Source organism: Paraglaciecola sp. 20A4, from assembly GCF_011378905.1.
In the GTDB taxonomy this organism is placed as follows: domain Bacteria; phylum Pseudomonadota; class Gammaproteobacteria; order Enterobacterales; family Alteromonadaceae; genus Paraglaciecola.
Genome location: NZ_WTPY01000027.1, coordinates 14,087 through 40,931 on the forward strand (window position 1 = coordinate 14,087; position 26,845 = coordinate 40,931).

Here is a 26,845-nt window from a genome sequence, read left to right on the forward strand (position 1 = left end):
TCACAAACGGCGTCTCGCCAAGTTTTAGGTACGCTTATGACAATCAAAAATTTATCCATCAATAAAAGTTTTGGCGGCTGGCATAAACAATATAGTCATCAATCCAAGACCTTAAATTGCACTATGCGCTTTGCTATTTATCTACCGCCGCAAACCGCGAACGGTACTAAGGTGCCCGTTTTGTATTGGTTATCTGGATTGACCTGCACCGAAGAGAACTTTATGCAAAAAGCTGGTGCACTGCGTATAGCAGCTCAGCTGGGCATCGCCATAGTGGCACCAGACACCAGCCCCAGGGGTGACGATGTGGCTGATGATGAAGGTTATGATTTGGGTAAGGGCGCAGGCTTTTACGTGAATGCGACCCAAGCACCTTGGGATCGGCATTATCATATGTATGACTATGTAGTGAATGAATTGCCCCAACTAATTGAAGCGACATTTCCCGTGTCAGACAAACGCGCGATTGCAGGGCATTCAATGGGCGGCCATGGGGCACTGACTATCGCTATGCGCAATCCTGAACGTTATACATCAATGTCGGCATTTAGCCCGATCAGCAACCCAGTACACTGCCCGTGGGGGCAAAAAGCCTTCACCACATACCTTGGTAGTGACATGGCAAAATGGCGTGAACATGATGCCAGCGAATTGATGCGCAGTGCCACACAGTTTGTCCCTGCTTTGGTTGATCAAGGCGCATCTGATGACTTCTTGGCAGAGCAGCTAAAGCCTGAAGTATTGCAAAGCGCAGCTAAGGCCAGCGGCTATCCGTTAGCGCTGAATTTGCATGAGGGTTACGATCATAGTTACTACTTTATCAGCAGTTTTATTGAACAGCATTTACGCTTTCACGCAACTTATTTAAATGAATAGCTCACAAGGTTAAATTAGCGGGTTAGCTTAATTAGACAATGTTGAACCTAAGCGATTTCTGCATCAATGTTGAAATCGCTTTCTACTAAACAGCCTAATCAGTAGCCGCCAAGCGGAAGTGAATAAATTTTAAACTTCTTTGTCTTGTGGCCACTCTTCCTCGGCCAATAGTTTGCTGGCGATGAGTTGTGTTCTTAATTCGTTGATGTGTTGTTTTAGTTCATCTCGAATAAGCCGAATAGCGGGGGAAATTAACTGGCGGCTGGGTAGCACTAACCATATTTCCGTTAACGAAATTTTATACTCTGGCATTAAGCGTTTTAGCCTCCCAGCTAATAAATCTTGGGCGGTATCAATGACTGTTTTTTAGTGATTCCTTCACCGTCAACGCATCACCGCCATAACGTTACGTTTGCATTATCTCCATAGAACACAAGCCCTTAGATAATCAGTCAGGATTATCAGGTGCTAAAGTCACTGCCCATTTTTTAACTTTTGAATCTTACACAAAGCGCAATACTAGCGAAATAATGATCCCGGTGGCGATAAGCTGAACTAAGCAAAATCCCATAATATCTTTAGCTTTGAGCCCCGCAATGGCTAACACGGGCAAAGCCCAAAACGGTTGGATTAAGTTTGTCCACGCATCGCCCCATGCTACCGCCATGGCCACGCGGCTCACGTCAGCCCCTAATTCAATCGCTGCAGGTAAAACGACTGGGGCTTGTACCGCCCATTGCCCGCCGCCTGATGGGACAAAGATATTCACCACGCCAGCACTGATGAAGCTCCATACGGGGAGTGACTCAGCGGTTGCAAAACTGATAAGCCATTGGGATAAACTTTGTGCTAAACCAGATTGCACCATAACCGCCATAATACCCGCGTAAAATGGAAACTGAATAATAATGCCGCTGCCACCATGAACAGCTTGTTGAAGGCTGTGCAGCAAACGTTTAGGGGTGCCGTGCAATACGATGGCTAAAAATAAGAAGAGGCTGTTTACAATATTCAGATTCAGGCCGCCACCTTGAACAAAGTAACTTACTAGGTAGGCTATACCCACAAAACCGACCAGCACTGCTAACAGCGTGCTGTTCTCGAGTTTATCCGCTGGTCGAGCATTTTCGGCGCTTGGCATAGGGTCGTCGTGCAGTTTATCTGGGCTGACGATAATGCTCTCGTCAACTGGGGGTAACATCATGCGATTAATAAGCGGCACTACGACAAATAGAATGCCAAGTAAAATGAGGTTAAAGTTGCTGAATATAGTGCTGCCTGTAGTGATTACGCCGATTTGGTCCCCACTAAAGTGCCCAGGCGTAGCGATTGTCAGTGGAATTGAGCCTGCTAACCCGCCGTGCCACACCACAAACCCGGAATAAGCACTGGCCACTAACAGTCGGTAATCGACTTGAATATTGCGGGCAAGGGCTTTGGCAAACAAAGCCCCGATGACTAAACCAAAGCCCCAGTTTATCCAGCTGGCCGTAAGTGACACCAATGTAACCAGAATAATGGCTTTACCTGGGGTATTCCCTAATTTCGCTAAGTGTCCTAAAAGGCCTTTCATTAAGGGGGTGTTGGCCAACATAAAGCCGCTCACTAGTACCAACAGCATTTGCATAGAAAAGCTCAGCAAACCCCAAAAACCGTCGCCCCATTGTTTAATGACGGTCAAGACAGGTTGCTGTTCAAATACTACCGCAGCGCCTATGGTGATCAGCGTTAACAGGAGAACAAAAATATAGGGATCAGGCAGATAGCGTTCTACCAGTTTTATAAAAGGCTTAGCGACACCGTTTAGCATATAAAAGGCTCATAACATATTGATAACAGGACGTATATTAGCGCACTTTATGTGAATGCTATATGCTTTGGTTTTGTTGGTAGAAAGCGCGCGACTGAACTGGATACATGGCTTGGCATTGAACCCGGCATCAGGCCCAGTATTAGAGTTAAATATTCAATCTATTAACAAACAGCCCGTTGGTTTTTCTTTATAATGCACAGCTCATTTCAAGTTTGAGATACTTATGATTATTCGCGATACCCCTCACTCATTTAGATTGTTTTTTATTCTACGTGGCTCGGTGTTACCGCTTATCTACGGGAAAATTATATTTATTACGCTGCTGGGCGTGGCGGTTGCTATTGCGCAGCATTTCTTTCCTAATGTATTCCCCAATTTCACCCTTGCGCCAGTGGCTTTGTTCGGTGTTGCGTTGTCATTGTTTCTAGGTTTTAGAAATAATGCGAGTTATGACCGGTGGTGGGAGGCGCGAAAGCACTGGGGACATTTGATTGTAGCGTCGCGTAGCTTGTCTCGTCAGTTGGTGACCTATCTTGATAGTACTGATGACGCAGACGTAGAGGCGCAAAAATATGCCATCAATCTGACCATCGCGTTTAGCCATGCTTTGCGTCACCAATTGCGGGAGTCAGACCCTTGGGGGGATATTAAAAAGTATGTCACGCAGGACGACATGCCGTTTTTGCAACAGGCGAACAGTTTGCCCGATGCTATATTGCGCTTGATAGGGCAAAAACTCGCCGAGTGCCAACGCAAAAAAAGGATATCAGATATTTTGTTGGTCAGTTTAAATCGGCAGATTACCGCTATGGCTGATGTGCAGGCGTCTTGTGAGCGTATTCATAATACGCCCCTGCCATTCGCGTATATGTTACTTGTTCAGCGTACAGCCTATTTATACTGCTTTATTTTGCCCTTTGGTATTGTGGCCTCCCAAGGATTAGTCACGCCTTTGTTTAGCGCGATCATTGCTTACACATTTTTTGGATTAGACGCGTTAAGTGAAGAGTTAGCCGAACCTTTTGGTCTGTCTGCTAATCACCTGCCTTTGCATGCCATCTCTCGCACGATCGAAATAAACTTGCTGGATATATTAGGGGAAAAACCACTGCCTGAGCCTATTAAAGCGCAAGATCACCGCCTAGTCTGAGCTGTCTAGGCGTTGACATGCAAAGAGGGGTTAGCGTGGCAAAGTACAATGTTTGTCTAATTAAAAATACTTTACCCAAGGCATACTTGTGCGCTTTTTAAATTTCGAAAACGCCCTCGTCGGATAATAAAGCGCCAAGGCGAGTAGCCCTGCAATAGCCCATACTTGCCAAACCCGCTCGACGCCAAAAACATCACCTTGGTTTGCCCCGTATAGGGCAAATAATACTCGGTATAAAATAAGCAGTACGTATAAATGCACGATGTAAAAGAACATGGGGGCAGAGCCAAAGCGTTCGATGACTTTGCTAAGGTTATTATCGACTTTCTCAAGGGCGCATAAGAAAAGCCAAGCGATGCCTAAGGTCAGTAAAATATAATCTAAAGAGGGTGGATATTTGGTGAAATTAACAAATGATTTCAGCCCATCGGCTAGGGTTTCGCCCGACTGCCAAGGCAGAGTTTCACCATAAATATTCAAGCCTCGTAGCACCAGTAATAATCCTAAACTGCCTAAGCCGCCGAGCACGAGCACTTTCTGGCGTTGACTCGATGACACGCTGCCAGCGTAAATTGGGCCAGCAAAATACCCCACAAAAATCACGCCTATCCAGGGTAATACAGGATAGGAGGCTTTAATTTTTATCGCGCCTTCATTTATAAGCCAGCCTCTGTCGTGCAATATGCTCCACAGGGTATAGCCGGTTTCGTCAGGGGTGAAGTGAACGAACCCTAGGGCGTTATGCCCACAGACAATGAGTATCCCTAAAGCTCCTATTAGCCAGTAATTAATGTTCCTCTTAGCTGTGACGAGCAGCATGGCGGATAACACCAACATGCTGACGCCGATGGCCCACATCACTTGCAGGTATAAGGCATCGTAAGTACCGAACCACGAGAAGTTGATTAGGGTCACTTCTACTAAAATAATAAACAGCCCACGTTTAAATAGAAAGCTGCTGGCCGAACGGGGCGCTTTATTATGCGGGTGAGCGTAAAGCCAAGCAGATAAACCCGTTAGGAAAACAAATACGGGCGCGCACAGATGTGCTGTCATTCTGGTGAAGAATAACTCTGTGCTGGTGGTATCTAGCGCCATGGGGTCGCTCACATTGTGATGATAGAAAAAACGCTCACGCACATGATCAACCAGCATAAGCAGCATCACTAAACCGCGTAAAATATCGATAGAGGCGATGCGCTTTTTGATCACGAGTGCGCGGTTATCTAGCGCCGAGTGAGCTCTTTGCCCTAGCGTGTTGGGCTTAACGTTGCTTGAAATAGTCTGATTCGTGCTAGCATCATGGTGAGGTAAAGCTTGTGACATGAAAAAAAATTAAATCCTGTTTGAAATAAGCGTGTTAGGTGAACGTTACTATCGCTTAGTAACCTAACTTTCTGTCGACTAAACCAGCAAGTGGCTGACGGTCAATGTAGCGCTGAACATTATTGACCAATACTTGGCCGGCGCTGTTATCTTGCGTGATAGCCGCTATATGCGGAGTAACCACTACATTTGAATGTTGCCATAGTGGATGCGTTTCAGGTAGTGGTTCGATGTCAAACACATCGAGTACGGCGTAGGCTAAATATTGCTGATTAAGTAACGTCAGTAAATCATCAGGAACGAGCTGCTCGCCGCGCCCTACATTGATAATGCTTGCGCCTTTAGGTAATTGGCTAAGGGTATGAATATTAAGAATGCCTCGGGTGTCAGGCGTGAGTGGCACTAAGCACACCAGAATATCGGTTTGCGCTAAGAAAGTAGGCAATTCAGCTTCGCCACTAAAGCAATTTACCTGTTCCATTTTTTTGGGGCTGCGGCTCCAGCCATTTACACTAAAGCCTAGCTCTAAAACCGTTTTCGCTGCAGCTTGGCCCAAATGACCTAACCCGAAGACTCCGATCCGCCTTTGCTTGTTTTCCATCGTGGGTATTGGCTGCCACGTACAGGTCTTATTCGCATTGATATAGCTAAAGGTATCACGGTGAATATTCAGAACATGCATGGCAATAAATTCGCTCATTCCTTTAACAATACCCGGGTCAAGCATGCGTACCACTTGAATATGCTCTGGTACGCTGGCTAAATCCAGCTGGTCGACACCTGCCCCAACTGAAAAAATCACTTTGAGGTTAGGGTAATCTTGCTGGTAATCACGGGGCAGTTTCCAGACAATCATAAGCTCTATTGCTGATTTATCTTCGATATTTGGCCAGTGGTACCACGTCACGCCGGGCAGGGCATCAGCGAACAGCGTGCGCCAGTTGTCGTTACGGGATTGTGGGCCGCGAAATAGAACATGGGTAGTCATGGTACTTGCCTCGTGTTTACGTTTTTAACTGTGAGCTTATATCCTATCCTGAGTTCCCTTAAAATTGGTAGCTTACACTGACACGATAATTGCGCGGTGAGCCAGGCATGGTCCAAAGTGCTGAATAAGAACTGGCGTAGTACTCTTCATCGAATAAGTTGTCGATGTCGAACATCACTTTGACTTTTTCACTAACCTGCATTGAGCCAAATGCACGCATTAGAGTGTACGAGGGTAAAATGTAATTGGGGTCAATGGTTTCGCCTAATCGCTCGCCTACATAATTGACGCTTGCACCAATGTCGGCTTCGTTACCCGCCAGTTCGAAGAAATGGCGTAACGTCAGGTTAGCGCTGTTTTTGGCTACGTTAATTAACTTACTCCCTGCCGGAATAGCCACGCCCCAATCAGCGTTGATCACGTCGTTTGCGGTATAGGCATCTGTGTAGGCATAGGCTGCGCTCAGTGTGGTTGAGTCACTTAAAGCCGCAGTAATATCAAGTTCTACGCCTTTACTTTCAGCCTCGCCTAAAGCGGCTGAGAAGCCAGAATTGACCGGGTCAGACGTTAATACGTTACTTTTTTCAGCTTTGTACACAGCAAGTGTACCAGTGAAGACATCACCGGGCGTGGCCCATTTCATGCCGACTTCGTAGGATTTGCTTTCTTCTGGCTCAAATGAAGTGCCGTTTACATCAGAGCCTGAATTGGGCCTAAAACCCTCGGCGTAGCTGGAATACAAGGTAATATAGTCGTTCGCTTCATACACCAAACCAACACGGGGGCTGGTGGCTGTCTGTTTTTGATTGACCGTTGACTCTGTTAAGCCGTTGGTCAAGTCTTGCTCGAACTTATCAACACGCAAACCGAGTAACACCTTCCAGTTTTCGCTTACGTCGATTTGGTCTTGCAGGTAGGTACCGTATGAGGTTTGCTCTTCGGTATTATCCTGAATGGGCGAGCCTTGCGGGGCAACTTGACCATAAACCGGATTGAATAAATTAATTGAATAGGTGGTGTCGCCGGTGCCAAACGCTGTGCGCCAACGCTCTTGGTAGGAATCGAGCTGATAATCGTAGGCATCTAAACCGATAAGTACATGGTGCTTCAAGCTGCCGGTAATAAATGTGCCGCTTAATTCAACGCGCCCTGATAAATCCGTGGCATCATAATCACGATAACGACGAAAACGGGTAACCGTCTCGCCGTCAACGTATAAAAGTTGTCTCGAAGAGGATAACTCCACTTCAGATGCGAAGCCTTCAAACGACGAGTCACGGTAGCCAATTCCAGCGAGTAAATCCCAATTGTTGTTGAAATGATGCTGCAGGACTAATTGATGGCCAGTGGCTTTAATATCCATTGGCCCATCGTTTTCTTCCCCTAAAAAACGTTCTGGGGGGACGGTATCAAAGTTGTTATTTAAGATAACAACACCGCGATCGAACGGGGTTTCTTGGTCGAGTACTTCAACTTCGTAGCTGACACTAGTGTTTTCACTTATTTTGTACAGAACGGACGGCGTCACCGAAAGTTTTTTGCTTTGAACCGTATCGCGAAAACTGCCTGCATCTTGATAAGAGCCATTTATCCGAAATGCTAAATCGCTAGTGATGGCATTGGTGTAATCACCTTCTACGCGGTAGGTGTCATAATTTCCCACAGACGCCTGAATATATCCCTCTTCGAAGAACTGCGGCTTTTTGGTAATAATATTAATGGTGCCGCCTGGCTCACTGCGTCCGTATAAAGCCGAGCCTGGGCCTTTAAGTATCTCGATACTCTGTACATTGGATGTATCACGGCGTCCGCTGTAACCGCGCCCTGCGCTAAAGCCATTGACTAAGTAACCAGAAGGCAAATTTTCATCACCGGCAAAGCCGCGAATGGCGAAGCTGTCCCACATGCCGCCAAACGAATTCTGGCGCACAATACCGCTTGAAAAGTCCAATGCGTTTTGAAAATCAACTATCCCAGCATCTTGCAATAACTCACCCGAAACGACACTCACCGCTTGCGGCGTTGATTTAAGGGGCACATCACCGCGGTAGGGTTGTTTATGATGCCTGATTTCAAGGTGTTCCAATTCGTCATTGTCGGTTGTTTTTTGTTGCGCTGACGCATTAAAACTTAATGTAATTGAAAGAGATGCCACTAATAAACGTTGGCAATATGGTAAGTGATATTTCATTTTTTCGCTCTTTATTGATCGCCATTTATAGTTGTGGCTTTGTTTTGTGTGGCCTTAGATGCTTGACTTGAATATAAGGTTTTAATGATATGTTATACTATAACAAATTAAAAGTAGTGTGAACTGTTCTTTACTCTTGCACTTTCTTTTAGCTGTTAATTACCTCTGCTACCCCCTTAATAAAACCTATATTGTCTCGAGTTTATTGCTTCCCCATGAGTTGAAATGACATTGGCCAAAATGAAAGCCTCAGAGTCAGTTATACCCATTCCAATAAATAATTGCCCTTTCAGAATTCATCCAGCGGGCCTTGAACAAGGCGTCGGTGTGAAATAAGGGTTGTTCCCTTTCAAATACCGAGAACGCATTACAAAAGCCGCTGGGGATTTCCCTTCGGGCTAATTTTAAAAGGACTTACTCTGTGTTGCTCGCACTTGAAAGAGCACCATGGGTTTTTAATAAAGGGCTATCATTCAAACGCCTTGATTGAGTCCTTTTAAATTTTCGCTGAGTGGTTAATTATTTGCTGGAGTTGGTATTATCCGTCTTGTAGTTTCGGTGAGCGTATATTTGCCGCCAAGCAACAATTTCTCTGTCGGCTCGAAAATAGATGGGACGTCAGTATTTAGAGGGTAGGGTAAGTGCGAAGTAGCAAATAAATTGAACAGGCACAAAAAAGCCACACTGGAACGAGTCCGAGTGTGGCTGAGAATCAATAAAGCTAAGTTTACTGTACTGGCATAGCAGCGTATTCGTCGAGTAGGATCTTCTCGCCTTCAGGCAAGCCATAGATTTCCCAAAACTGGAACACATCGGTGGATACATTCCACTCAGGTGGAACAGACCATTCTCTGTTGCCTGTTGCTTCATTGATAAATTCAACCAATTGCCATTGTGTGGTTTTCTGCAACGTCGCAGACAAGATACCAGCGGTGGGCTTTCTCAAGTCAAAGCCTGGTCCACTTGGGCCGCCTTCATAAGTCCATGCTAACAATACATGCTTAAGGGTGATGTCTTGTGTCGGTAGCACCGGCAGTTTTACCCAGACTGAATATTTGTAGGTCTGGCCGATAGAGCTTCCGCCTAAGCCATATGTTGCACTGTGCCAATTTCTTTGTTTGTTAAACACTTGCTGAACGATATTAGTCGATTCGCCATCGCCTGCGGTCACTTCTAGCGCGCTACCTGAAAGGCTATCGTCAGAAGCGATCACTGTGCCACCTTTCCAAGGGGCGCCTGCGCCATCAAGGTTAAAGTCGGTGTTAAACCCTGCTGGGTGAGCTGATTCACCAGTTTCGCACATCAGGTTTCTTATTACAGTGGCGGTAACGTTTTGACTGGCTACATCTGCAAATACAGTTGCACCCGTATCGCCAGAGTCTAAAGAAACGGTCGCATCAAAAGTAAAACCAACGGTTGAAGCATCACCCACTGAGAACATACCAACGCCACTCTCGCCGTAATTTACAGCGCTAGCAGGGAAGTCCATTTCGTTGCTTGATGTCCAGTTATAAGCATAATCGCCGGTTAATGTGTCTCCAAATGCGGGAGTCGGGGTAACATTAAAACCAGCGGTTACACAAGCTGGCACCTCTTTCATATCACTCGGTAAGCCATTACTATCCACATCTCTGTTCGTGATAGCCAAGGTAAACTCTGAAAAGACCTCTAAATTTACCGTAACAGATTTATCGGGCGAGTCAGTACTGGCGACAATGACGGTTGTTTGTCCTGCTTGTAGCGTGGTGATATTACCCATATTATCAATAGTGGCGATAGACGGGTCGGCAATTGTATAGTTTAGCCCTTGCGAGCAGGCTTTTTCAGGTAACACAGTGGCAAAAAGCTGCGCTTCTTGCCCCATTAGTACGCGAATCGGCTCAGCCGTAACGCTTTGAACAGCATCAAATACTGCGTTCATCGTCAATGTTAGCGTACGTCTTGGTAGTACTTGCCCAGCGGGCAGATCAAAACCGTTGTCAACGGCGAAATCAATTGTATAGGTTACTTGAGCTGGCTTGTCTAAAAATCCATCCGGTGTCGGATTATCATTCTCATCCCGCGGTCCGCCCCTTAGGTCGGTGGTGTCACAGGTACTGAGTTGATCGGCAAATTTATCGGTATCAATAATCAATTTAGCGTCTTGTTCAGAGAACGGCGACACAGTCTGATTGGCTAATCCGTTGCCTCTCACTTGCGGGGTTATGAAGTTTTGATCCGCTGTGAAGTTGAAGTCTGAAATGTTGATGTTGCCCGTCAATGGCTTGCCATCAGCTGTTGCGCCAGCCAGCAAATCAACTTCTTGCATACCGGTTTCTTCATCAAAAGAGGCGCTGAGCTCTGCAGCTTCGAAAGTCACAATATCGGAAGCAGAAAAGCCAGGGTCGTATCCTTCATCGGTGCCACCGCCACATCCGGCTAAGAAAGTGGTAAGCATGGCTGCCGTTACTTTGTTTACTAGTAAGTGTTTTTTCATCTTACTTCTCCAAAATTCTGTTATTTAGGTTGAGCTCACGATGTGAGCGGACTATACGAGCGCAAAGGGCTCAACCTGTTCTTAAAGTGTTATTGACTAAGGCGTGTTAGAACGTACCGCGTAAGCCGATACGGAACTGACGACCTGTTTTGAACAGCGCAGTCGTTCTATTGGTTGTTATGCTGCTGTCGTCAAAGACATTACCTTCGTCCAGTACTACTTCTTGAGAATTAAGATTTGTTGCATCAACAGCCCCTGAAGCGGTATAGAAATTCCGTCTTGTTTCATCGGTTAGATTCAACGCATTAAACGTCACTGTGAAATTCTTGTTGATTGCGTAGCTACCACTAAAATCAAGTCGAGTACTCGCTTCTTGCCATATCGCACCGCTGTTGTTTCTCGAAACCGCTTGCACATCGGTATAACGATTCGCTAAGCGCAGCTGTATGCCGTCTTTTTCCCAAAATATCGTCATATTTGCTGAATGTTGGGGAGTAAATGGCTGAGGTAGAGGGCGTAAAAAGCGACCGGTTGAGCCGATTTCTTGTGCTTCTGATTCCGAATCTTGATAGGTGTAGTTAACACTAACCCCAAGGGCAGAGAATAAACCTGGCAACATCGTATAGTTTTGCGTGTAGCCTAATTCTAAACCTTTAATGGTGGCACCGTCCCCGTTGGTTACGGTGGCGATGTTAACCACATCACATTCTATGGTCCATTTGTCGAAGAAGCCTGCCGCATAACGTAATGGGTGACAATTATCTTCGTCACCTGGCGTGCGATTAGGATCGAAGTCCAACAACAAATCAGCACTCTTTAAATCGATTTGGTCGCGCACATCTCTGTAGTGAAACGGGGTAACAATCGTTTCTTCAAAGTCTTTCATGTCTTTGTAAAACAGCGCAGCAGATAATAAGCCAGATTCGTTGAAGTACCATTCATAAGAGAAATCGAAGTTGGTAGAGGTTAAGTTCTCTAATTGAGTATTCCCCGCACGGCCATTTCCTGCGCCAAATTGTTGTTCGCGAATACTGTTACCAGGGTTCAATGAGTCAAAGCTTGGACGTGTCATGGTTCTTGTGGCGGCAAATCGTAGAATAGTGTCTTCGTCCAACGCGTAGTTAAGTGACAAACTAGGCAGCCAAGCATCATTAGTGCCGGTATCTGAAACCGGCGCTTCTCGTTGTTGCACTTCTTGGCCGGTGCCATTTGGCCCAGTAAAGGCTGTGCTTCTATCTAGGAAAGGCCAGATCAACCCATTTGAGTTGAATCTCGCCCATTCTGATGGGCTGGTTGGTACTAAGTTGCCGTTTTGGTCGTAAATTAGTGACGGTAATGCGTTGCTAGTAATGATGTTTCCAGATGCGTCTACGAATAGTAGCCTGTTAACATCAGGACCAGTTTGTCCATCGGCTCCTGGAATAAGGAATTGTCCTGTGGCTTGATCGTAAGGAATCGTTGCCTGATTATTAAAGTTGTATCCGTGAGTAACGGCAGATGCCCAACAGTTTCTTAACTGGTCGTCATTCTCTGGCGTAAAGCGGGTATCGTTGTTGCTGATCACTGCTTCAGGACAGGCGGGGTTACTCATGTTGGCAAGCCCTCTGGTCACAATGAGATCGTAAGGGTCAAGCATTTGTGGGGCGCGAATGTAATTAATGCTGCCTAAACCTGACGCTTCAGATTCATCGCGAACGTAGCGCACGCCTATGTTTCCGGTAAGCTTGCCATCAAAAAACTCAAAGTTAGTTTTTACATAAGCAGCCATTGTCTCGGTGGCAATCTCACGGCTACCCGCGCTTGAACGATTAACGCCTAGCTCACCGGCATTTTTACCGCCGACTAATTCAAGCGCTCTTTGGGAGTCGAGTAATGGCCACCCACCAAACAGCGCATTGCTGCGGTTAGCCTGCAAGTCTTCACCAAAGTTGTTATAGGGAAACGCGTCACTGCTGATGATGTCAGCCACTCGAATAGTGGCAAGTCCTCTGACTTCAAAGGGAGCAGACGGGTCATCAACATCAATTAAATCTTCACCATTGGTGATACGAGTATTTTCGATGCTGACGTCACGAGAACGGTCAGCCCACTTGGCACCAAATTCAACAGAGCGTACATGCTCATAGTCAAGCACCCAGTCAAAGTTTAAAAATACTGATTTGTTGGTGTCAGTCAGTTTGTTTTTACGAAAGACTAATTGGCCTAAATGGTTGTGCTCTAAATCGAAGGGATTAAAACGGCTGGTTACTGAGGTAACAGATCCGTCAAATGCATCGAACTGAGCAAGCGTGGACCCGCTAAAATAATCACAATCTGCAGTCGAGCCTGTTGAACAATCGTAACCAACCAGTTCTAGTATTTCATCAGGCTGCGCTTCTACCGCATTTCTGCCTGCTGTGCCCCACTGGGCGGTGCCGATTGAAAGAAACCTGTCTTTCTCGTCATCATCGGGGGTTTCATCTACGGTTTGTGAGTAACCAGCGATCAAATTGACCGTCAGGTTATCAGTAAGGTGATGGGTGAAATCAACTGTGCTGACTTTTGTTTCGATTTCACGTAACCCAGTTGTTCGGTTCGTTCCACCCGTAATAGAACGACTTGTGGCGCGTTCCAATGTATTAGTACCAAGATCAACCACGTTAAGCGCGGTATTATCATCATCAGGGTGAATTAACACCAGCGGCGAGATGTTCATATTAAGGCTTTGGTTATCTTCCAAAATATCCTGTTTGGTATAGGTCACATCCCATTGAATATCCGTTTTTTCATTAGGGCGATATTGCAAGCCCGTCGATAATGAAAAACGCTCGCGCTTATCTGTGTCTAAGCCAAAATTAATAGAGTCTCTGGCTAAAACGAATAGGTCTCCCTCAACGAGTTGTTGAGTTGCAGGGTCGTAATCTACTAAGCTCTCAATAGGGTTCACTAAAGCTTGACCGCTATCATCTAACAGCACGTTGCCTTGGTCATCACGCTGGTATCCCAGCACGCGAATGGGCTTGCCTGTGGCTAAATCTGTTGCGGTACGCCCACCATCATTGAGATCATTAATTGGAATGGCGCCAGTTTCAAAGTTAGTTGAAATTCTATCCTGACGCGTGTTTTGCACGTCTCTAGACGCGGTAATGATAAAACCCAGTTTTTCGTCAAAGTACTTATCGGCGAAACTACCATTTATTCTGTAGTCACTGTCATCTGCAAATTCATTGTAGCGACCTTCAATAGTAAAAGATCTTCTTGGTTTGTTTAGGTCAAGTGGCCTGATTGTCCTTAACATAATGTTTGCGCCCAGCGAGCCTTCATCTTGGTCTGCTGCAGCGGTCTTTACGACGTCAATTGACGAGAGAATATCTGATGAGAATGAACTTAAATCGACGCTGTTGTTATTGGCTGCGTTGTTATCTGAACCGTCATTACTGATACCACCGGTTAAGGCCACGCCGTTGATGGAAATCTGGTTCAACGAGGGGCCCGCGCCGCGCACAGAAATACGTGTCCCTTCACCGGCCTCTTCTTGCACCGTAACACCAGTCACGCGGGATAATGCATCAGCGATGTTTTGGTCGGTAGATTTACCCACATCTTCTGCGTGAATTGAATCACTAACCGTGTCAGAAAAGCGTTTTTGATTCATTGATTTTACTAAACTACTGCGAAAACCAGTGACGTCAATAATTTCAATGTCCTCAAGATCTTCATCCGAGGCTTGTGCAGTTTGAGCCGGTTGTGCTGTTTGCTGCTCATTTTCCTGGGCAATGGTGTGTGTGCTCATGAATGTAGTCATGACCGCCAATGATAAGGCGCTTAGTTTGAAGTGTGTTCTCATGATATTTCCCACGTTCTGTTTTTAAACTATTTACATGCGTGTCAACAAAGCAGATGAGTGTGCTTCATCTATAAATTCGAACACCTGACCTAGCCTTTATCCGATGATGTGTCGTACATCCTTTGTGCTAATAGGTGCTTGGTCATTCGCTAGCGAGTGTCGCGTTAGCCGATAAATATGTATTCAACCACTAGGGGATCGGGTTCAAAGATGCCCCTTTGGTATCAAACTCATTTAAACGTATTCGATACTGTATTTTTCAAATCTCATATAAATATAAACATATGATGTTTACGAGAGCAAGTCATTTGTTAACTTATATTTAACATTGTGCGATTGGAGGTGCGAGCCTATCCGACCTATTAAGACAGTCACTGGCATGTAAGATTTTATCTTTTACGATAAATAGCAATCACTTAACAGAAGCAAAAGTTGAGCTTTTAACGTGGGTGAGCGGTACAGACCGATGCATTAAAAAATACACATTAAAATTATTAGAAAAGCGTCAGTAGCACATATCAATGGTGGTGAGTATTAATCGAACCGTTTCGTAAACCAATTGTACTGATGATTTAAATTCACGTTGCTGGTGGGACGGTATTGATTTCTTGGTATTGATAATAAACGTAATTAACCCTCGTATAGTAAAAGTGAAAGCTCGAAATGGCATATCAAATTGAAGTGCTCAAACCAGTAATATTGCAGGTGTCGTTATATACCTCGATGTGAAAAGGTTATTAAGTTTCATTAAGCCAGATAGTACTTTTATCCTTAACGGGCTTTTTACAACAATCGCACTTAATCGATAGATAATTAATGAAGCAATTAATAAAGCAAAAGATTGGTGTTGATACCGAAATTTCAATCGGTAAAAAAAATTCAAATAGAGATATTAAAAGATATTGCATACACAAACATCATATGTTTATATGTGTGCCGTGAATTTAATTATTCATTAACAAATATTACACAGTTACCTCAATTGAATTTGATATAAAAAAATATTGTCCACACAACGTAATACTCGAGGTTGCCTGTGGGACGCTTATAAACCTCTTTAGGGTGTTTATTGGGACGACACATTATGAAAGCGAATTTTACTAAAGCTGCCATTATACTGCTGACAACACAGGGATTAATGGCCTGTCAAAGCGATGCGGATCCAACTGATACAGTCAACGAGTTAAATGACATCGCGCAGGTAACACCCATATCTGATCCGCAAAATGAAGCCGGTTGGATATTGAATACGGCGATCAGTGATGAGTTTACCGGTAATGAAATTGATCGTAGTAAGTGGTTAGTTCAAGGCGACAATAACGAATACTATATTTGGAAAGGTCGCGCACCCTCGCAATTTGCACCCCATAATGTCATCGTTGAAGATGGCCTGCTCAAGCTAAAAAGTCAGTGGGAGCCAGACTTCGCTTTTGCCGAAGAGAATTATGCTGATGGCGATGTAGACGCAGGTTACGGCGTATACGAAGATGAACCGATGCCGATAACAACGGCAGCTATTGTAAGTCACCAACGCTTTTTAAATGGTTATATGGAGGTGCGTTCAAAAGCTATAGATGCCGCCATGACCAGTGCCTTTTGGGCCCTAGGTTACCAGTCAGAGTTAGATATATTTGAGCAAATGGGTAGGCCTACCATTGAGGGGAATATTCGTGAAGACTACGTTAAATCTACGGCTCATGATTGGCGTCCACCCGCAAAACGTCCAACTTGGGCATTTCAACATAGCGAAAAATACCCCTTTAGGGTTGCCGATGAGTTTCATGTATACGCAGCTGAGTGGGGGCAAGATTATCTAAAATTATTCACCGACGGTAAGTTGATTTACTCGGTTACCCAAAAAGAGCTGGGTGATAAGTGGGTATTAACGAACCCGCTAGAAATCTGGTTAGACTCTGAGATTTTTCAATGGTTAGGTATGCCTCATAAAGAAGAACTACCTGGTTCATTTGACGTAGATTACGTTCGAGTGTGGCAAAAGCCCCAAGACAATACACTTCAGCGGGCGTTTTATAGTTTTGAAGGGCCGCAATTATTTGATAAAAACCCAAAGCCTTTAAAAATGGCACCTGAAAGCTCTAAAGATAATGCTTATCAACAATTTTGGGAGTTCCCCGGTGCATCATCTGAACACGCATCATTAGTCTATGAGCGTGCGACTAAAGGTAAGGCTTCTTTAAAAATAGAAGCCGACGCGAGCGATAATGCGCTAGTAATTTCTGCTATAGCGCCAGATGGTTCGGTGAACGTGCCCGCTGGCGAATACGAGATTTGTTTTGATGTGTGGCTGGCACCCGATAGCACATGGAAAACCTTAAACCTCGATTTGATTAACCCTAAAACAACTCTTCACTTTGATTTGCAAGCCATTAGCAAAGGCCTGTGGGTTAGCTTGAGTCAACCCTTGACGCGCAAAAGCGCATCTGGCGCAAATGATGCGCTTAATATTTCAATTGATAGCAGTAACCTTATTTCCGGCAAAAGTACGTTGTTTATCGACAATGTAGCGCTTAAAAAAGCCAAGTAAAAGGTGAGTTATCAATACTTTTCATCCTTAAGGAGATTAAAATGACGTTGAATATTTTGCTAACAGGCTTAGCAACAGCCCTGCTTTGCCATGGTAGTTACAGCTTTGCTGCACAGGACAGCGGCGATACATCCGCCGCTAAGGCAAAGAAACCCAATGTGTTGGTGCTAATGTTTGACGACATGCGTTTTGATACATTTTCCTATCGTGGGGGGCCGGTACCTACCCCAAATATTGATGCATTGGCTAATTCGGGTACGCGTTTTGATAACGCTATGACAACCACAGGTTTATGTTCTCCTTCAAGAGCGGCCTTGTTTACCGGACGATGGGGACATAAAACTGGTCTTGACGACAATGTCGGTTTGTATCACTCACGTGTTGATGAGTTATCTGAAGACCAAGGTGGCGTTATTCGTCGGGCCACCGACGCGGGTTATAATGTCGGTTACGTGGGCAAGTGGCACTTAGGACCTCAAGGGCCAGCATTGCGCGGAGCCAAATTTATGTGGGGTAAAGAGCATTCACAGGCTCGCCATTCTCGTCCTTACGTACCTTACGAAAAACAAGCCAAAATGGCCAAATACAATCGCGGTGAGCGAGATGCCAATGGTGAAAAGCACGAGTACTTTGAAACACTAGCCGGTACCTATGAAACCAACCATACCGCAGAAAATGTGCATATGGGACAAGAAATGCTGCGTGAAGCAGCCAAACAAGATCAACCGTTTTTCGGCGTAATCAGCTTCGAGCAGCCCCATCCGCCTTATCGTGTACCGGAGCCCTATGCCAGCATGTTTGATCCTAAAACGGTTAAATTGCCAGCCAATCACGCTGTTAAACGTCAATTTAAACCTATGGCTCAAGATGAAGATTGGTGGCCTTGGCACGACGTTGACCATATGACCGACATGGACTGGCGAAAATCCCGTACTTTCTATTACGGGGCTATTGCTATGATTGACCATGCAGTGGGAGAGATTATCGATACCACCAAAGCACTGGGTATGTACGATGATTTAACCATTATCGTATTAGGCGACCAAGGCAGCATGTTAGGTGAGCATGACTTATATGATAAAGGTCCGTACGCGTACGATGAGCTTATGCGTATGCCGCTTATTATTCGTAATCCTAATGTCGAGCCGAAAATTATTCATAAGCAAGTTTCGATGTTAGACATTGCACCAACCCTAGGTGACATGATGGCACTCAAGCCTGATGGGGACGTTGATGGCCGCAGTTTAACCAACTTGATGGAACAAGGTGACATCGCCGATAAAGGTCGAGTCGATAAAGCGCTTTACGCTTATGAATGGTACAACGGGGGTTGGTTTGGTATTCGCGCACTGCGCACACCTGAAATGAAATTTGTCTGGAACCCAGGTGATAACCGCGACGAGTTATACGATCTTAAAAACGATCCGATTGAAGTTAACAACGTGATTAAAGATAAAAAATATACCAAGCAATTGCGTCATATGGTGCAACTGATGGAAGACGAGTTGGTGCGTATTAACGATCCCTCGGTACAAAAATTCCGTTATCAAGTAGCCGGTTATCGCAGTGAAGAAGGTAAAAGCCAAGCTTATGAAGTCGACTAGGCGTCGTCTCTATTCCCCAAATTAGCTAAATGCTCGTTTGGGCTGCTTTTGGATTTTAGTAATTTGTGTAAGGACAACATAATGATGTGTAAAACAAAAATAGGCACCCTTATATGTGGTGCAATAGTGGCTATGTCAGCTGGGCTGTCGGCTTCGGTGATGGCTAATCAGGCTGATAATGCTGAAAAACCCAATATTTTGTTTGTATTGGCAGATGACCTTGGTTACAACGATGTGGGGTTCAATGGCTCAACAGATATCAAAACCCCGAATTTAGATACGTTAGCAAAAGACGGCGTAACGTTTGATGCGGCCTATGTAGCGCATCCCTTTTGCGGTCCAAGCCGCGCTGCCATTATGACCGGACGCTACCCTCATAAGATAGGTGCCCAATTCAATTTGCCAGAAGATAACTCTAACGTAGGCGTGTCTGCCGACGAGCCCTTTATCGCCCAAACGATGAAAAATGCCGGTTACTTTACGGGTGCCATGGGTAAATGGCATTTAGGCGAAGCACCAGAATTTCATCCTAATAAACATGGATTTGACGAGTTTTATGGATTTTTAGGTGGTGGGCATAATTACTTCCCTGCTGAATTCGAAAAAGCTTACGCTGATCGTGTGGCACAGGGGTTAACTAATATTAATATGTATCTCACGCCGTTAGAGCACAACGGTAAAGAAGTACGCGAAACTGAATATATAACGGATGGTTTAAGTCGCGAAGCCGTCAGCTTTGTTGATAAAGCAGCAGCTAAAAAACAACCGTTTTTCTTGTATCTTGCCTACAACGCCCCCCATGTTCCGTTGCAAGCGAAAGAAGACGACTTAGCGGTATTTAGCAATATAAAAGATAAAAAGCGTCGCACGTATGCCGCTATGGTATACGCAGTGGACCGCGGCGTAGGCCGTATCGTTGAACAGCTGAAAAAAAATGGTCAGTTTGATAATACCTTGATCGTATTTATGAGTGACAATGGCGGGAAAATGGGCCAAGGCTCAAATAATTTCCCTCTCAAAGAAGGGAAGGGCAGCGTACAAGAAGGCGGATTTCGCGTGCCAATGTTGTTCCATTGGCCTGAACACTTAAAAGCCGGTAGTCGCTTTCCCCATCCTGTACTTGCACTTGATTTGTACCCGACCTTTGCTGAAATAGGTGGTGCAACGTTACCTGCAGGTAAAAAGCTAGACGGCAAAGACATTTGGACTGGACTGCAAGCTGGCAATGCTCCCCATAAAGATGAGTTTATTTATGTACTTCGCCATCGTGATGGATTCAGCGATGCTGCTGCCAGACGTAATCAATACAAGGCAGTGAAAAATCATAACCAGAAGTGGAAGTTATTCAACATTGCGGATGATATTTCTGAGAACAAAGATGTCAGTGCAGCACATCCGGCCATTTTACGTGACATGGTTTCATCGATGGAATCATGGAGCTGGAACAATGCGCAACCTAAGTGGTTTCACAATTCTAGTGAGGGGGCAAGATGGCGTTTAAAAGCTATGCCTCGTTTTGATGAAACCTTTGAGGTAGGTGATGGCTCAAAACGCTGATATGAAGCCCTAACTGTCTATGTGGCCTGCCGTTGAGTCATCACTTAACAGCAGGCGATGAAATACGCTTACATAACGCCCGCCTTGGATGCTAGCAACTAGCAAAATCAATTGCATTCATTCTGCAAAAAAAGATGAGTATGAGGTTAAATAAATGAAAACACTCTTTCCTACGTATCCAGTAGCCGCACTAAGTGTGCTTATCGGATTAACAGCGGGTTGTCAAAGTGCGGCCCTTTCGCCACTTGGACAGGTTGCTTATGGTGAACAATCCAGCGAAAAGGCCTCGTCTGTACAGACACGTTTTAGCGCAGCTAAAAACGTTATCGCGCTTGAAAACAAGAGTCGACGTAAATGGGACAATCCCGTTATCGCTGACTTGGACCAAGATGGGTATGACGATTTACTGCTGACCGATCATGGTTACAGCGTTAAATTGTACTGGAACAATAAGGGGACGTTCGGTAAAGGCTACGATCTCATTATGGGCGACATGCACGGCATAGGCGTGGGAGATTTTGATAAAGACGGCGTGATCGACGCGTTGATTTCTCGCGGTGGGGGCTCTGGTGCCAACGCGCGTAACGCTAAACTTTTTCATTTCAGTAAAGATCGTAAAATTTCTAAAGGCGAGGATTTTTCACCGGCGTTGAGAAATATGCGTGGACGCACCAGCAAATTTTTTGACGCTGACAATGACGGTGATTTAGATTTAGCCTTACTCGGGTTTCCGTCGAAGGACGCCGGCCCAGAAGGTGAGAACTACTTGTACCGCAACGACGGTAAGGGTAACTTGACCCAAGAAGGCCTGTTACCTCGTACGCATCGTGACGGGCAAAAAATGCTGATCACAGACTTCAATCAAGACAATATCAGCGACATAATATTGTACGGTGATGGCGCGGTAAAAGCACTGCAGGGAGATGCTAAATTTGGCTTTAAGGATGTAACGCGCCAAGTGTTGGGGCAAGAGATAAGTGATGTGACTGGGATTGCCCAAATTGACTTTGATAACGATGGCGATTTTGATCTTTATCTCACTCGCGGCAAAAGATTGAAGGCGGGAGATACGTTTTACGATCCTCAGACCTCTACGTTGGCTTTTTACACTAAGCGGGGTCCATTCCAGCTTGATGATCTGCTCCTAGGGGAAGTCCTTGAAATTGAGAACCTACAAACATCCTATCCTGATCAAGACGTTTTTATCGGTGAAAGCGGCTATCAATATCAATTCCCTGGTGAGTTTCACGGCGGACAAAATATCCGTTTAGTTAGTAGCTTAGCTTTAGGCTGGCCAGACAAACCCACTAAAAAAGGTATTTACATTGGCTATATTGGTAACGATACCTGGCGGATAGCCGGCACCACTAATCCTCCAACAACCGGGGTGATTAAAAATGTTAAAAGTTATGTAGCCACTAAATTGCCTAAAGGTCCCAGCGACATATTACTTGAAAATCAGCATGGTCATTTTATCGATGTAACTGAGAAAGCTGGGCTCCTTAAAAACGTCCATAACACAGGTGTTGCGGTAGGTGATTTTGACAACAATGGCTTTGCGGATTTGTTTGTCGTTACTCGAGGTAATATGGTCACGCCTAACGCACAAAGTGTGTTACTCAATCAAGGCGACGGCACGTTCAAACTGGATCCGCACCACGGCGTTGTATCCCAAGAGCTTGGTGCCACTGGGTCAGGGGCGGATGCTATCGATTTTGATTTAGACGGTAACCTTGATCTAGTCTACGCCAACGAGCGTGGCAGATGGCATCTTGAAAGAAATAGTGGTTTTAGCTCAAATGATAGCAAAGCTGCCGAGGCTGGGCATTATTTGAAAGTAGCCGTGGAAGAATCACCTAGAAGCAAAGCATCACGCCGAGATGCTCTGGTGAGCGTTAGCGCTTGTGGAAATACCCAAATCCAACGTGTTGGTGATAGCGGTGCACCGTATACCCAGTCGTTGCGTGCAACGCTGCACTTTGGTTTAGGCTCGTGTACAGAAATTGACAAGGTAATCGTACGCTGGAGTAACGGTGAAAGCGATAGTGCACAATCTGTATCCTATGATGCGATCCTTAAGTTGCCGTTAAATAAAAAGTAACACTAGGCGTTATCTCAGCTTTAAAAGTAAAAGGAGCCACCAATGTGAATAGGTGGCGCTTATTTTTAGTCCTATTTTATGGGTATGTAATACCGTTAGATTTCACCCTAGCTAAATTGTACAGTCAGGCTGATTTTGCGGGGCTGCTTGTACAAAGGCATCTAACATATTACACGCCTCGTAAATGCGCATAATATTAGGGTAGGGCTGCATATCCACCTCGAATCGCAAGGCGTTATAGACTTGAGGGACTAAATAGACATCGACCATGGTGACCGTTTCTCCCATCGCATAGACGTTATTGCTCGACGTGTGCCTACCGCAACTTTTATCTTCTTTATTCAGTAATGCTTCAATCGCCGTGAAGCCCTCTTGTATCCAGTGGCGATACCATTCTTGCTTGTGCCTTTCGTCGACAGTTAATGCTTTACTCAGATATTTTAATACGCGCAAGTTGTTTAGTGGATGAATATCGCACGCAATCATGTCAACTATGCTACGCACATTGACTGCAGCCAACAGGTTATTGGGCATCAGTGGGTATTGCGGATATTGCCCGTCAATATAGGCCAAAATGGCGCCGGATTGAGTGAGCACCTCGCCACTGTCAATTTGCAAGCAAGGTACAAGACCTTGGGGTTGTAACGCCTTGTATTCATCAGTTAATTGTTCACTCTTAAGCAAGTTAACATATACCAATTCGTGCTCAATTTTCTTAAGATTCAGGGCAATTCGAACTCGGTACGCCGCTGATGAGCGAAAATAGCTAAATAATTTCATAGCAGTGCGGGTAAAACAGTACCGACCACTTCACCAAAACCAATGCTGACTGCGCCGTCACGACTGCAATGGGCGCGCATAATAATGGTATCACCGTCTTGTAAAAAGGTACGAGTTTCGCCGTTATCTAGGATTAACGATTTTTTGCCGCCTTGAGTCAGTTCAAGCAACGAGCCTGCCTCATCTGCTTCTGGACCAGATTGAGTGCCCGAGCCTAAAAGATCGCCTGGGGTCATAGGGCAGCCATTAACGCTGTGATGGGTAACGAGTTGAGCGGGTGTCCAGTAAGCATGTTTAAAGTTTGATTCAGACAGTTGCTGCGCAGCTTGCTTTGCTTGTCGCATGTTCTCGGTCTGGATAAAGCAGCTTAGGTTGATATCTAAATTTCCGTATTGCGAGTTCTCTTCGCTGGTTAGGTATGTTAGGGGTTGTGGATCTGTCTTAGGGCGACTAAATTGATGTCTAAATGGTGCTAGTGCCTGTGCTGTAACGACCCAAGGAGAAATTGTCGATGCGAAATTTTTAGCTAAAAAGGGTCCCAATGGTTGGTATTCCCATGCTTGAATATCTCGGGCAGACCAGTCATTTAAAATGCACATGCCAAAGATATGCTCTTGGGCGTTGCTGATATCAATACGTTGGCCAAGTTGCGTACCTTGACCAATAAACACGCCCATTTCTAATTCGTAGTCTAATCGTTGACAAGGAGCAAAGTCTGGTGTGCAGGCATCAGGTTTTTTGGTTTGCCCCACAGGGCGAGGGAAGGTTTGGCCTGAAACACCTATGCTTGATGAGCGCCCGTGATAGCCAATTGGTACCCATTTATAGTTAGGTAACAAAGGATTGTCAGGGCGAAACAAACTGCCGACTGCAGTTGCATGATGAATCGACGTATAAAAGTCGGTATAATCTGTTACTTGACAAGGCAGGGCGTATTGGGCGTCACTTTGTGCAACTAGGCAATTTTCAAGAGCACTTTGGTCAGCAGATTCTTCACTTAACGCATTTGACAATGCGCTTCGCAAGGTTGAATTTGTCTTAGCACCTAATCCCATTAAGGTATTTAAACTGCTTTGCGCGGCTGCTTGTGCCGCTGTTTGTGCATCGCCGATAAATAAATTTAGCTTCACGACTTTTGCCATGTCGAGTATCTGTTCACCAATGGCTACCCCACCGCGCCAAATGCCGTTAGATCCCGCCTCACGAAAAATTGCGAACGGTAAGTTTTGAATCGGAAATTGCGAGTGGCCATTAGCCGAGCTTACCCAACTTTTACGAGCCGGATCATGTGTTTCGTTTACCATTGTCATATTATCAATTCCTTAATAGCGTGCCGACGACTAGGGCTGGCCGTTAAAATGTTTTTTAAGATCGCCCCAACAGGCCAAGTAATTTTTCTGGCGCTGATGGGCATTAAGTGCAAATTTTGTTGGCTCGATCACATAGCGAGATTCCAGCATAAACGCCATGGTATTTTCATAGCGCTGAGGCTTCAGTTCGCCGTGGCTGGCTTTTTCAAACACCTCTGCTTCTGGGCCGTGGGGCGTCATGCAGTTGTGCAAGCTGAAGCCCCCTGGGGAGAAGCCTTTTTCTTTGGCATCATAGGTGCCTTCAATTAAGCCCATAAACTCACTCATCACGTTTCTGTGATACCAAGGCGGCCGAAAAGTATTTTCAGCTACCATCCATCGCGGTGGAAAAATAACAAAGTCTACATTTGCTATACCAGCGTCGGCGCTAGGCGAGGTCAGTACGGTGAAAATTGACGGGTCTGGATGATCGAAACTCACCGTGCTGAGCACGTTAAAACGTGATAGGTCATACTTATAAGGAGCGCTATTGCCTACCCACGCAACCACATCAAACGGGCTATGGTTTTGTGTTGACTGAAAAAACTCGCCACAAAATTTAGCAATGACTTGGTGATGCCCCTCGGTATCTTCGAAGCGCGCGAGGGGATATTCAAAATCTCTTTGATTCGCAAAGCCATTGGCTCCGGCAGGCCCACGCTCTGCTAGCTCCATTGGGCTACCATAGTTTTCGCAAAGATAGCCGCGAATAGGCCCATCTGTCGGTTCTATTTTAAATTTTATACCTCGGGGAATAACGAGGATCTCCCCAGGCGCTATATCTAGCTTGCCCATTTCCGTTATGGCGCTAAACGCCCCGAGTTGTGGGATAAACAGTAACTCGCCGTCGGCAGAATAAAATGATCGCCTGCCCATGTTTTTATTCGCCACATAAATATGAATACCAATGCCTGTTTGGGCGCGCACATCTCCGTTTGCTGCGACTGTTGTCAGACCATCGATAAAGTCAGTTGGCTCAGTGGGCAAAGGAAGGGCGTCCCAGCGCATTACATTGGGCGGGCAATCCGCATCAGTGATTGGCCCTGAACGCACATGCCCTTTTGCTATTTTGCTAAAGTCGCCCATGGCAATAGATGGGCGAATGCGATAGGTCCAAGTCCGGCGGTTTTGGTGCCGAGGCCGCGTGAAAGCACTACTGCTAAATTGCTCTGCATATAGCCCATAAGGGCAACGCTGCGGACTGAATTGTCCTACAGGTAACGCGCCTGGCAAAGCCTCTGTTTGGTGTTCATTATTGAACCCATACAGCTTGTTTATTGACACATCGACCGTCATGTACACCTCTTACTCACCTAGTTATAAACTTAATTAGCAGTAGTTTATTTATAGGTAATGCTCTCATGTGAGATTAATTTATAAGCTTAAATAACCTGAATGCAAGTTTATCGTGCTTATATGAAGCTATTAGGCGATTAATTAACGGTTGTTATCGTAAAGATTTCTTTAATTGCTCTTACTTAAGAGTAAGTGGTTGTGGCGTAGCAGTACGTTGAAGTGTAAGCTTTATGCATTCTGTCTCAGTACCTACTCTGATTGCGCAAAACAAAGCGTGAGACAACTTCGACTCTACACGGCGTTTAAAATGATTTTACTTAAACTGTTTGTACCTTATCGAATGGTCAATTTAGCTACGCGCATTAGCAATGCTTTCTCACAGACATATCGCGAGGAGTTTAAGCTGGCTATTCCTGATTGGCGGTTATTAGCCTGTTTAGGGGAGTACGGAAAACTTAATGCAAAAGATATTGCTGTGCTGACATTGATGGATAAATCTAAAGTGTCGCGAGCGGTCAAGCAGCTAGAGGATAAAGCTTTGTTGCGGCGGGAAACTGACCCGCAAGATAATCGCGCTGCTTATTTATCGTTAACCGAAGCAGGGTATGCCCAATATCAAAGTATTTCCCCTAAAGCTCTCGTGTGGGAAGAAGAATTATTAAGCGTACTCGATACAAGTGAGTACCGAAATTTAATGCGCATCATAGAAAAGCTTGATAACCAAGTGATCAAAATGGCGGCGCAGAGACACGAAAATAATCAATCTCACGAGGCTGATTAAGCAAAATAGCGCAAAAGTGCGATCTGCAAGAATAAATATCTTTTTCATCTCGGATTACCTTTCTTCTAAAATTGACTATCAGTCTCAGATGCTACAGTCCTTTCAGACAGAGGTTATGATTGCGATTGGGTTTACGTACGATCAAATTGATTATCTAGTAGGGATGTTCGTCCTAAGTCATTTTTG

The 26,845-nt window shown here is 45.2% G+C and carries 16 protein-coding genes and 1 pseudogene; 7 read left to right on the top strand and 10 right to left on the bottom strand.

From position 1 onward, the window contains the following. The first annotated feature begins 36 nt into the window (after positions 1-36). A complete protein-coding gene (gene fghA, locus GQS54_RS18630) occupies positions 37-876 on the top strand; it encodes an S-formylglutathione hydrolase (protein WP_166425435.1) in 840 nt (279 codons plus the stop codon). Positions 877-1,005: 129 nt separating this feature from the next. Here the strand turns inward: fghA and GQS54_RS18635 are convergent. Both GQS54_RS18635 and GQS54_RS18640 read right to left on the bottom strand, forming a co-directional pair. Then, positions 1,006-1,268, bottom strand: a pseudogene (locus tag GQS54_RS18635) (LysR family transcriptional regulator); the annotation flags it as partial. Between the two features lie 110 nt (positions 1,269-1,378). Beyond that, complete coding sequence (locus tag GQS54_RS18640; RefSeq protein ID WP_166425436.1) at positions 1,379-2,686, bottom strand: TIGR00366 family protein; 1,308 nt, start codon at positions 2,684-2,686, stop codon at positions 1,379-1,381. A 226-nt stretch (positions 2,687-2,912) separates the two neighbouring features. Here GQS54_RS18640 and GQS54_RS18645 point away from each other — a divergent pair, with 226 nt between their 5' ends. Further along, a complete protein-coding gene (locus GQS54_RS18645; RefSeq protein WP_166425437.1) occupies positions 2,913-3,839 on the top strand; it encodes a bestrophin family ion channel in 927 nt (308 codons plus the stop codon). Positions 3,840-3,899: 60 nt separating this feature from the next. On the opposite strand, the gene GQS54_RS18650 is transcribed toward GQS54_RS18645, so the two are convergent. The 5 genes from GQS54_RS18650 to GQS54_RS18670 all read right to left on the bottom strand — a co-directional run bounded on the left by GQS54_RS18650 (position 3,900) and on the right by GQS54_RS18670 (position 14,646). Next, the gene (locus GQS54_RS18650; RefSeq protein WP_166425438.1) at positions 3,900-5,165 is read right to left on the bottom strand and encodes a heparan-alpha-glucosaminide N-acetyltransferase domain-containing protein; all 1,266 of its coding nucleotides are present in this window, start codon (positions 5,163-5,165) and stop codon (positions 3,900-3,902) included. 55 nt (positions 5,166-5,220) lie between these two features. Next, positions 5,221-6,153, bottom strand: a complete 933-nt coding sequence (locus GQS54_RS18655; RefSeq protein ID WP_166425439.1) for a glyoxylate/hydroxypyruvate reductase A — start codon at positions 6,151-6,153, stop codon at positions 5,221-5,223. 58 nt (positions 6,154-6,211) lie between these two features. Beyond that, entirely contained in the window at positions 6,212-8,344 is a 2,133-nt protein-coding gene (locus GQS54_RS18660; protein ID WP_166425440.1) for a TonB-dependent siderophore receptor, read from the bottom strand. Positions 8,345-9,071: 727 nt separating this feature from the next. Next, positions 9,072-10,820: an Ig-like domain-containing protein gene (locus tag GQS54_RS18665; protein WP_166425441.1), complete on the bottom strand. Its 1,749-nt coding sequence runs from the start codon at positions 10,818-10,820 to the stop codon at positions 9,072-9,074. A gap of 106 nt (positions 10,821-10,926) precedes the next feature. Further along, on the bottom strand, positions 10,927-14,646 hold the full coding sequence (locus GQS54_RS18670; protein ID WP_166425442.1) for a TonB-dependent receptor: 3,720 nt from the start codon (positions 14,644-14,646) through the stop codon (positions 10,927-10,929). Between the two features lie 1,084 nt (positions 14,647-15,730). On the opposite strand from GQS54_RS18670, the gene GQS54_RS18675 reads away from it, so the two are divergent. The 4 genes from GQS54_RS18675 (at position 15,731) to GQS54_RS18690 (ending at position 22,453) form a co-directional block, all read left to right on the top strand. Further along, on the top strand, positions 15,731-17,191 hold the full coding sequence (locus GQS54_RS18675) for a family 16 glycosylhydrolase (protein WP_205967830.1): 1,461 nt from the start codon (positions 15,731-15,733) through the stop codon (positions 17,189-17,191). Between the two features lie 41 nt (positions 17,192-17,232). Continuing rightward, positions 17,233-18,795, top strand: a complete 1,563-nt coding sequence (locus GQS54_RS18680) for a sulfatase-like hydrolase/transferase (protein WP_166425443.1) — start codon at positions 17,233-17,235, stop codon at positions 18,793-18,795. 81 nt (positions 18,796-18,876) lie between these two features. Next, entirely contained in the window at positions 18,877-20,352 is a 1,476-nt protein-coding gene (locus GQS54_RS18685) for a sulfatase-like hydrolase/transferase (RefSeq protein ID WP_166425444.1), read from the top strand. A gap of 154 nt (positions 20,353-20,506) precedes the next feature. Further along, the gene (locus GQS54_RS18690) at positions 20,507-22,453 is read left to right on the top strand and encodes a CRTAC1 family protein (protein WP_166425445.1); all 1,947 of its coding nucleotides are present in this window, start codon (positions 20,507-20,509) and stop codon (positions 22,451-22,453) included. A gap of 111 nt (positions 22,454-22,564) precedes the next feature. Here the strand turns inward: GQS54_RS18690 and maiA are convergent, their stop codons facing one another. From maiA to hmgA, 3 genes are read right to left on the bottom strand one after another with little or no spacing between them, the layout of a single operon-like run. Further along, positions 22,565-23,233: a maleylacetoacetate isomerase gene (gene maiA, locus GQS54_RS18695; protein WP_166425446.1), complete on the bottom strand. Its 669-nt coding sequence runs from the start codon at positions 23,231-23,233 to the stop codon at positions 22,565-22,567. After that, positions 23,230-24,543, bottom strand: a complete 1,314-nt coding sequence (gene fahA, locus GQS54_RS18700) for a fumarylacetoacetase (protein ID WP_166425447.1) — start codon at positions 24,541-24,543, stop codon at positions 23,230-23,232. Before fahA ends, maiA begins: the two co-directional genes overlap by 4 nt. A gap of 30 nt (positions 24,544-24,573) precedes the next feature. Further along, positions 24,574-25,878 carry a homogentisate 1,2-dioxygenase gene (gene hmgA, locus GQS54_RS18705; RefSeq protein ID WP_166425448.1) on the bottom strand — a complete coding sequence of 435 codons (1,305 nt, stop codon included), beginning with the start codon at positions 25,876-25,878 and terminating at the stop codon, positions 24,574-24,576. Between the two features lie 307 nt (positions 25,879-26,185). Here hmgA and GQS54_RS18710 point away from each other — a divergent pair, with 307 nt between their 5' ends. Next, positions 26,186-26,659: a MarR family transcriptional regulator gene (locus tag GQS54_RS18710; RefSeq protein ID WP_166425449.1), complete on the top strand. Its 474-nt coding sequence runs from the start codon at positions 26,186-26,188 to the stop codon at positions 26,657-26,659. Positions 26,660-26,845 lie beyond the last annotated feature (186 nt).

What these genes read in the sequence shown, in the direction of transcription:
- fghA (WP_166425435.1), top strand. Translation starts at nt 37, where the DNA reads ATGACAATCAAAAATTTATCCATCAATAAAAGTTTTGGCGGCTGGCAT.
- GQS54_RS18640 (WP_166425436.1), bottom strand. Translation starts at nt 2,686, where the DNA reads ATGCTAAACGGTGTCGCTAAGCCTTTTATAAAACTGGTAGAACGCTAT.
- GQS54_RS18645 (WP_166425437.1), top strand. Translation starts at nt 2,913, where the DNA reads ATGATTATTCGCGATACCCCTCACTCATTTAGATTGTTTTTTATTCTA.
- GQS54_RS18650 (WP_166425438.1), bottom strand. Translation starts at nt 5,165, where the DNA reads ATGTCACAAGCTTTACCTCACCATGATGCTAGCACGAATCAGACTATT.
- GQS54_RS18655 (WP_166425439.1), bottom strand. Translation starts at nt 6,153, where the DNA reads ATGACTACCCATGTTCTATTTCGCGGCCCACAATCCCGTAACGACAAC.
- GQS54_RS18660 (WP_166425440.1), bottom strand. Translation starts at nt 8,344, where the DNA reads ATGAAATATCACTTACCATATTGCCAACGTTTATTAGTGGCATCTCTT.
- GQS54_RS18665 (WP_166425441.1), bottom strand. Translation starts at nt 10,820, where the DNA reads ATGAAAAAACACTTACTAGTAAACAAAGTAACGGCAGCCATGCTTACC.
- GQS54_RS18670 (WP_166425442.1), bottom strand. Translation starts at nt 14,646, where the DNA reads ATGAGAACACACTTCAAACTAAGCGCCTTATCATTGGCGGTCATGACT.
- GQS54_RS18675 (WP_205967830.1), top strand. Translation starts at nt 15,731, where the DNA reads ATGAAAGCGAATTTTACTAAAGCTGCCATTATACTGCTGACAACACAG.
- GQS54_RS18680 (WP_166425443.1), top strand. Translation starts at nt 17,233, where the DNA reads ATGACGTTGAATATTTTGCTAACAGGCTTAGCAACAGCCCTGCTTTGC.
- GQS54_RS18685 (WP_166425444.1), top strand. Translation starts at nt 18,877, where the DNA reads ATGATGTGTAAAACAAAAATAGGCACCCTTATATGTGGTGCAATAGTG.
- GQS54_RS18690 (WP_166425445.1), top strand. Translation starts at nt 20,507, where the DNA reads ATGAAAACACTCTTTCCTACGTATCCAGTAGCCGCACTAAGTGTGCTT.
- maiA (WP_166425446.1), bottom strand. Translation starts at nt 23,233, where the DNA reads ATGAAATTATTTAGCTATTTTCGCTCATCAGCGGCGTACCGAGTTCGA.
- fahA (WP_166425447.1), bottom strand. Translation starts at nt 24,543, where the DNA reads ATGACAATGGTAAACGAAACACATGATCCGGCTCGTAAAAGTTGGGTA.
- hmgA (WP_166425448.1), bottom strand. Translation starts at nt 25,878, where the DNA reads ATGACGGTCGATGTGTCAATAAACAAGCTGTATGGGTTCAATAATGAA.
- GQS54_RS18710 (WP_166425449.1), top strand. Translation starts at nt 26,186, where the DNA reads ATGATTTTACTTAAACTGTTTGTACCTTATCGAATGGTCAATTTAGCT.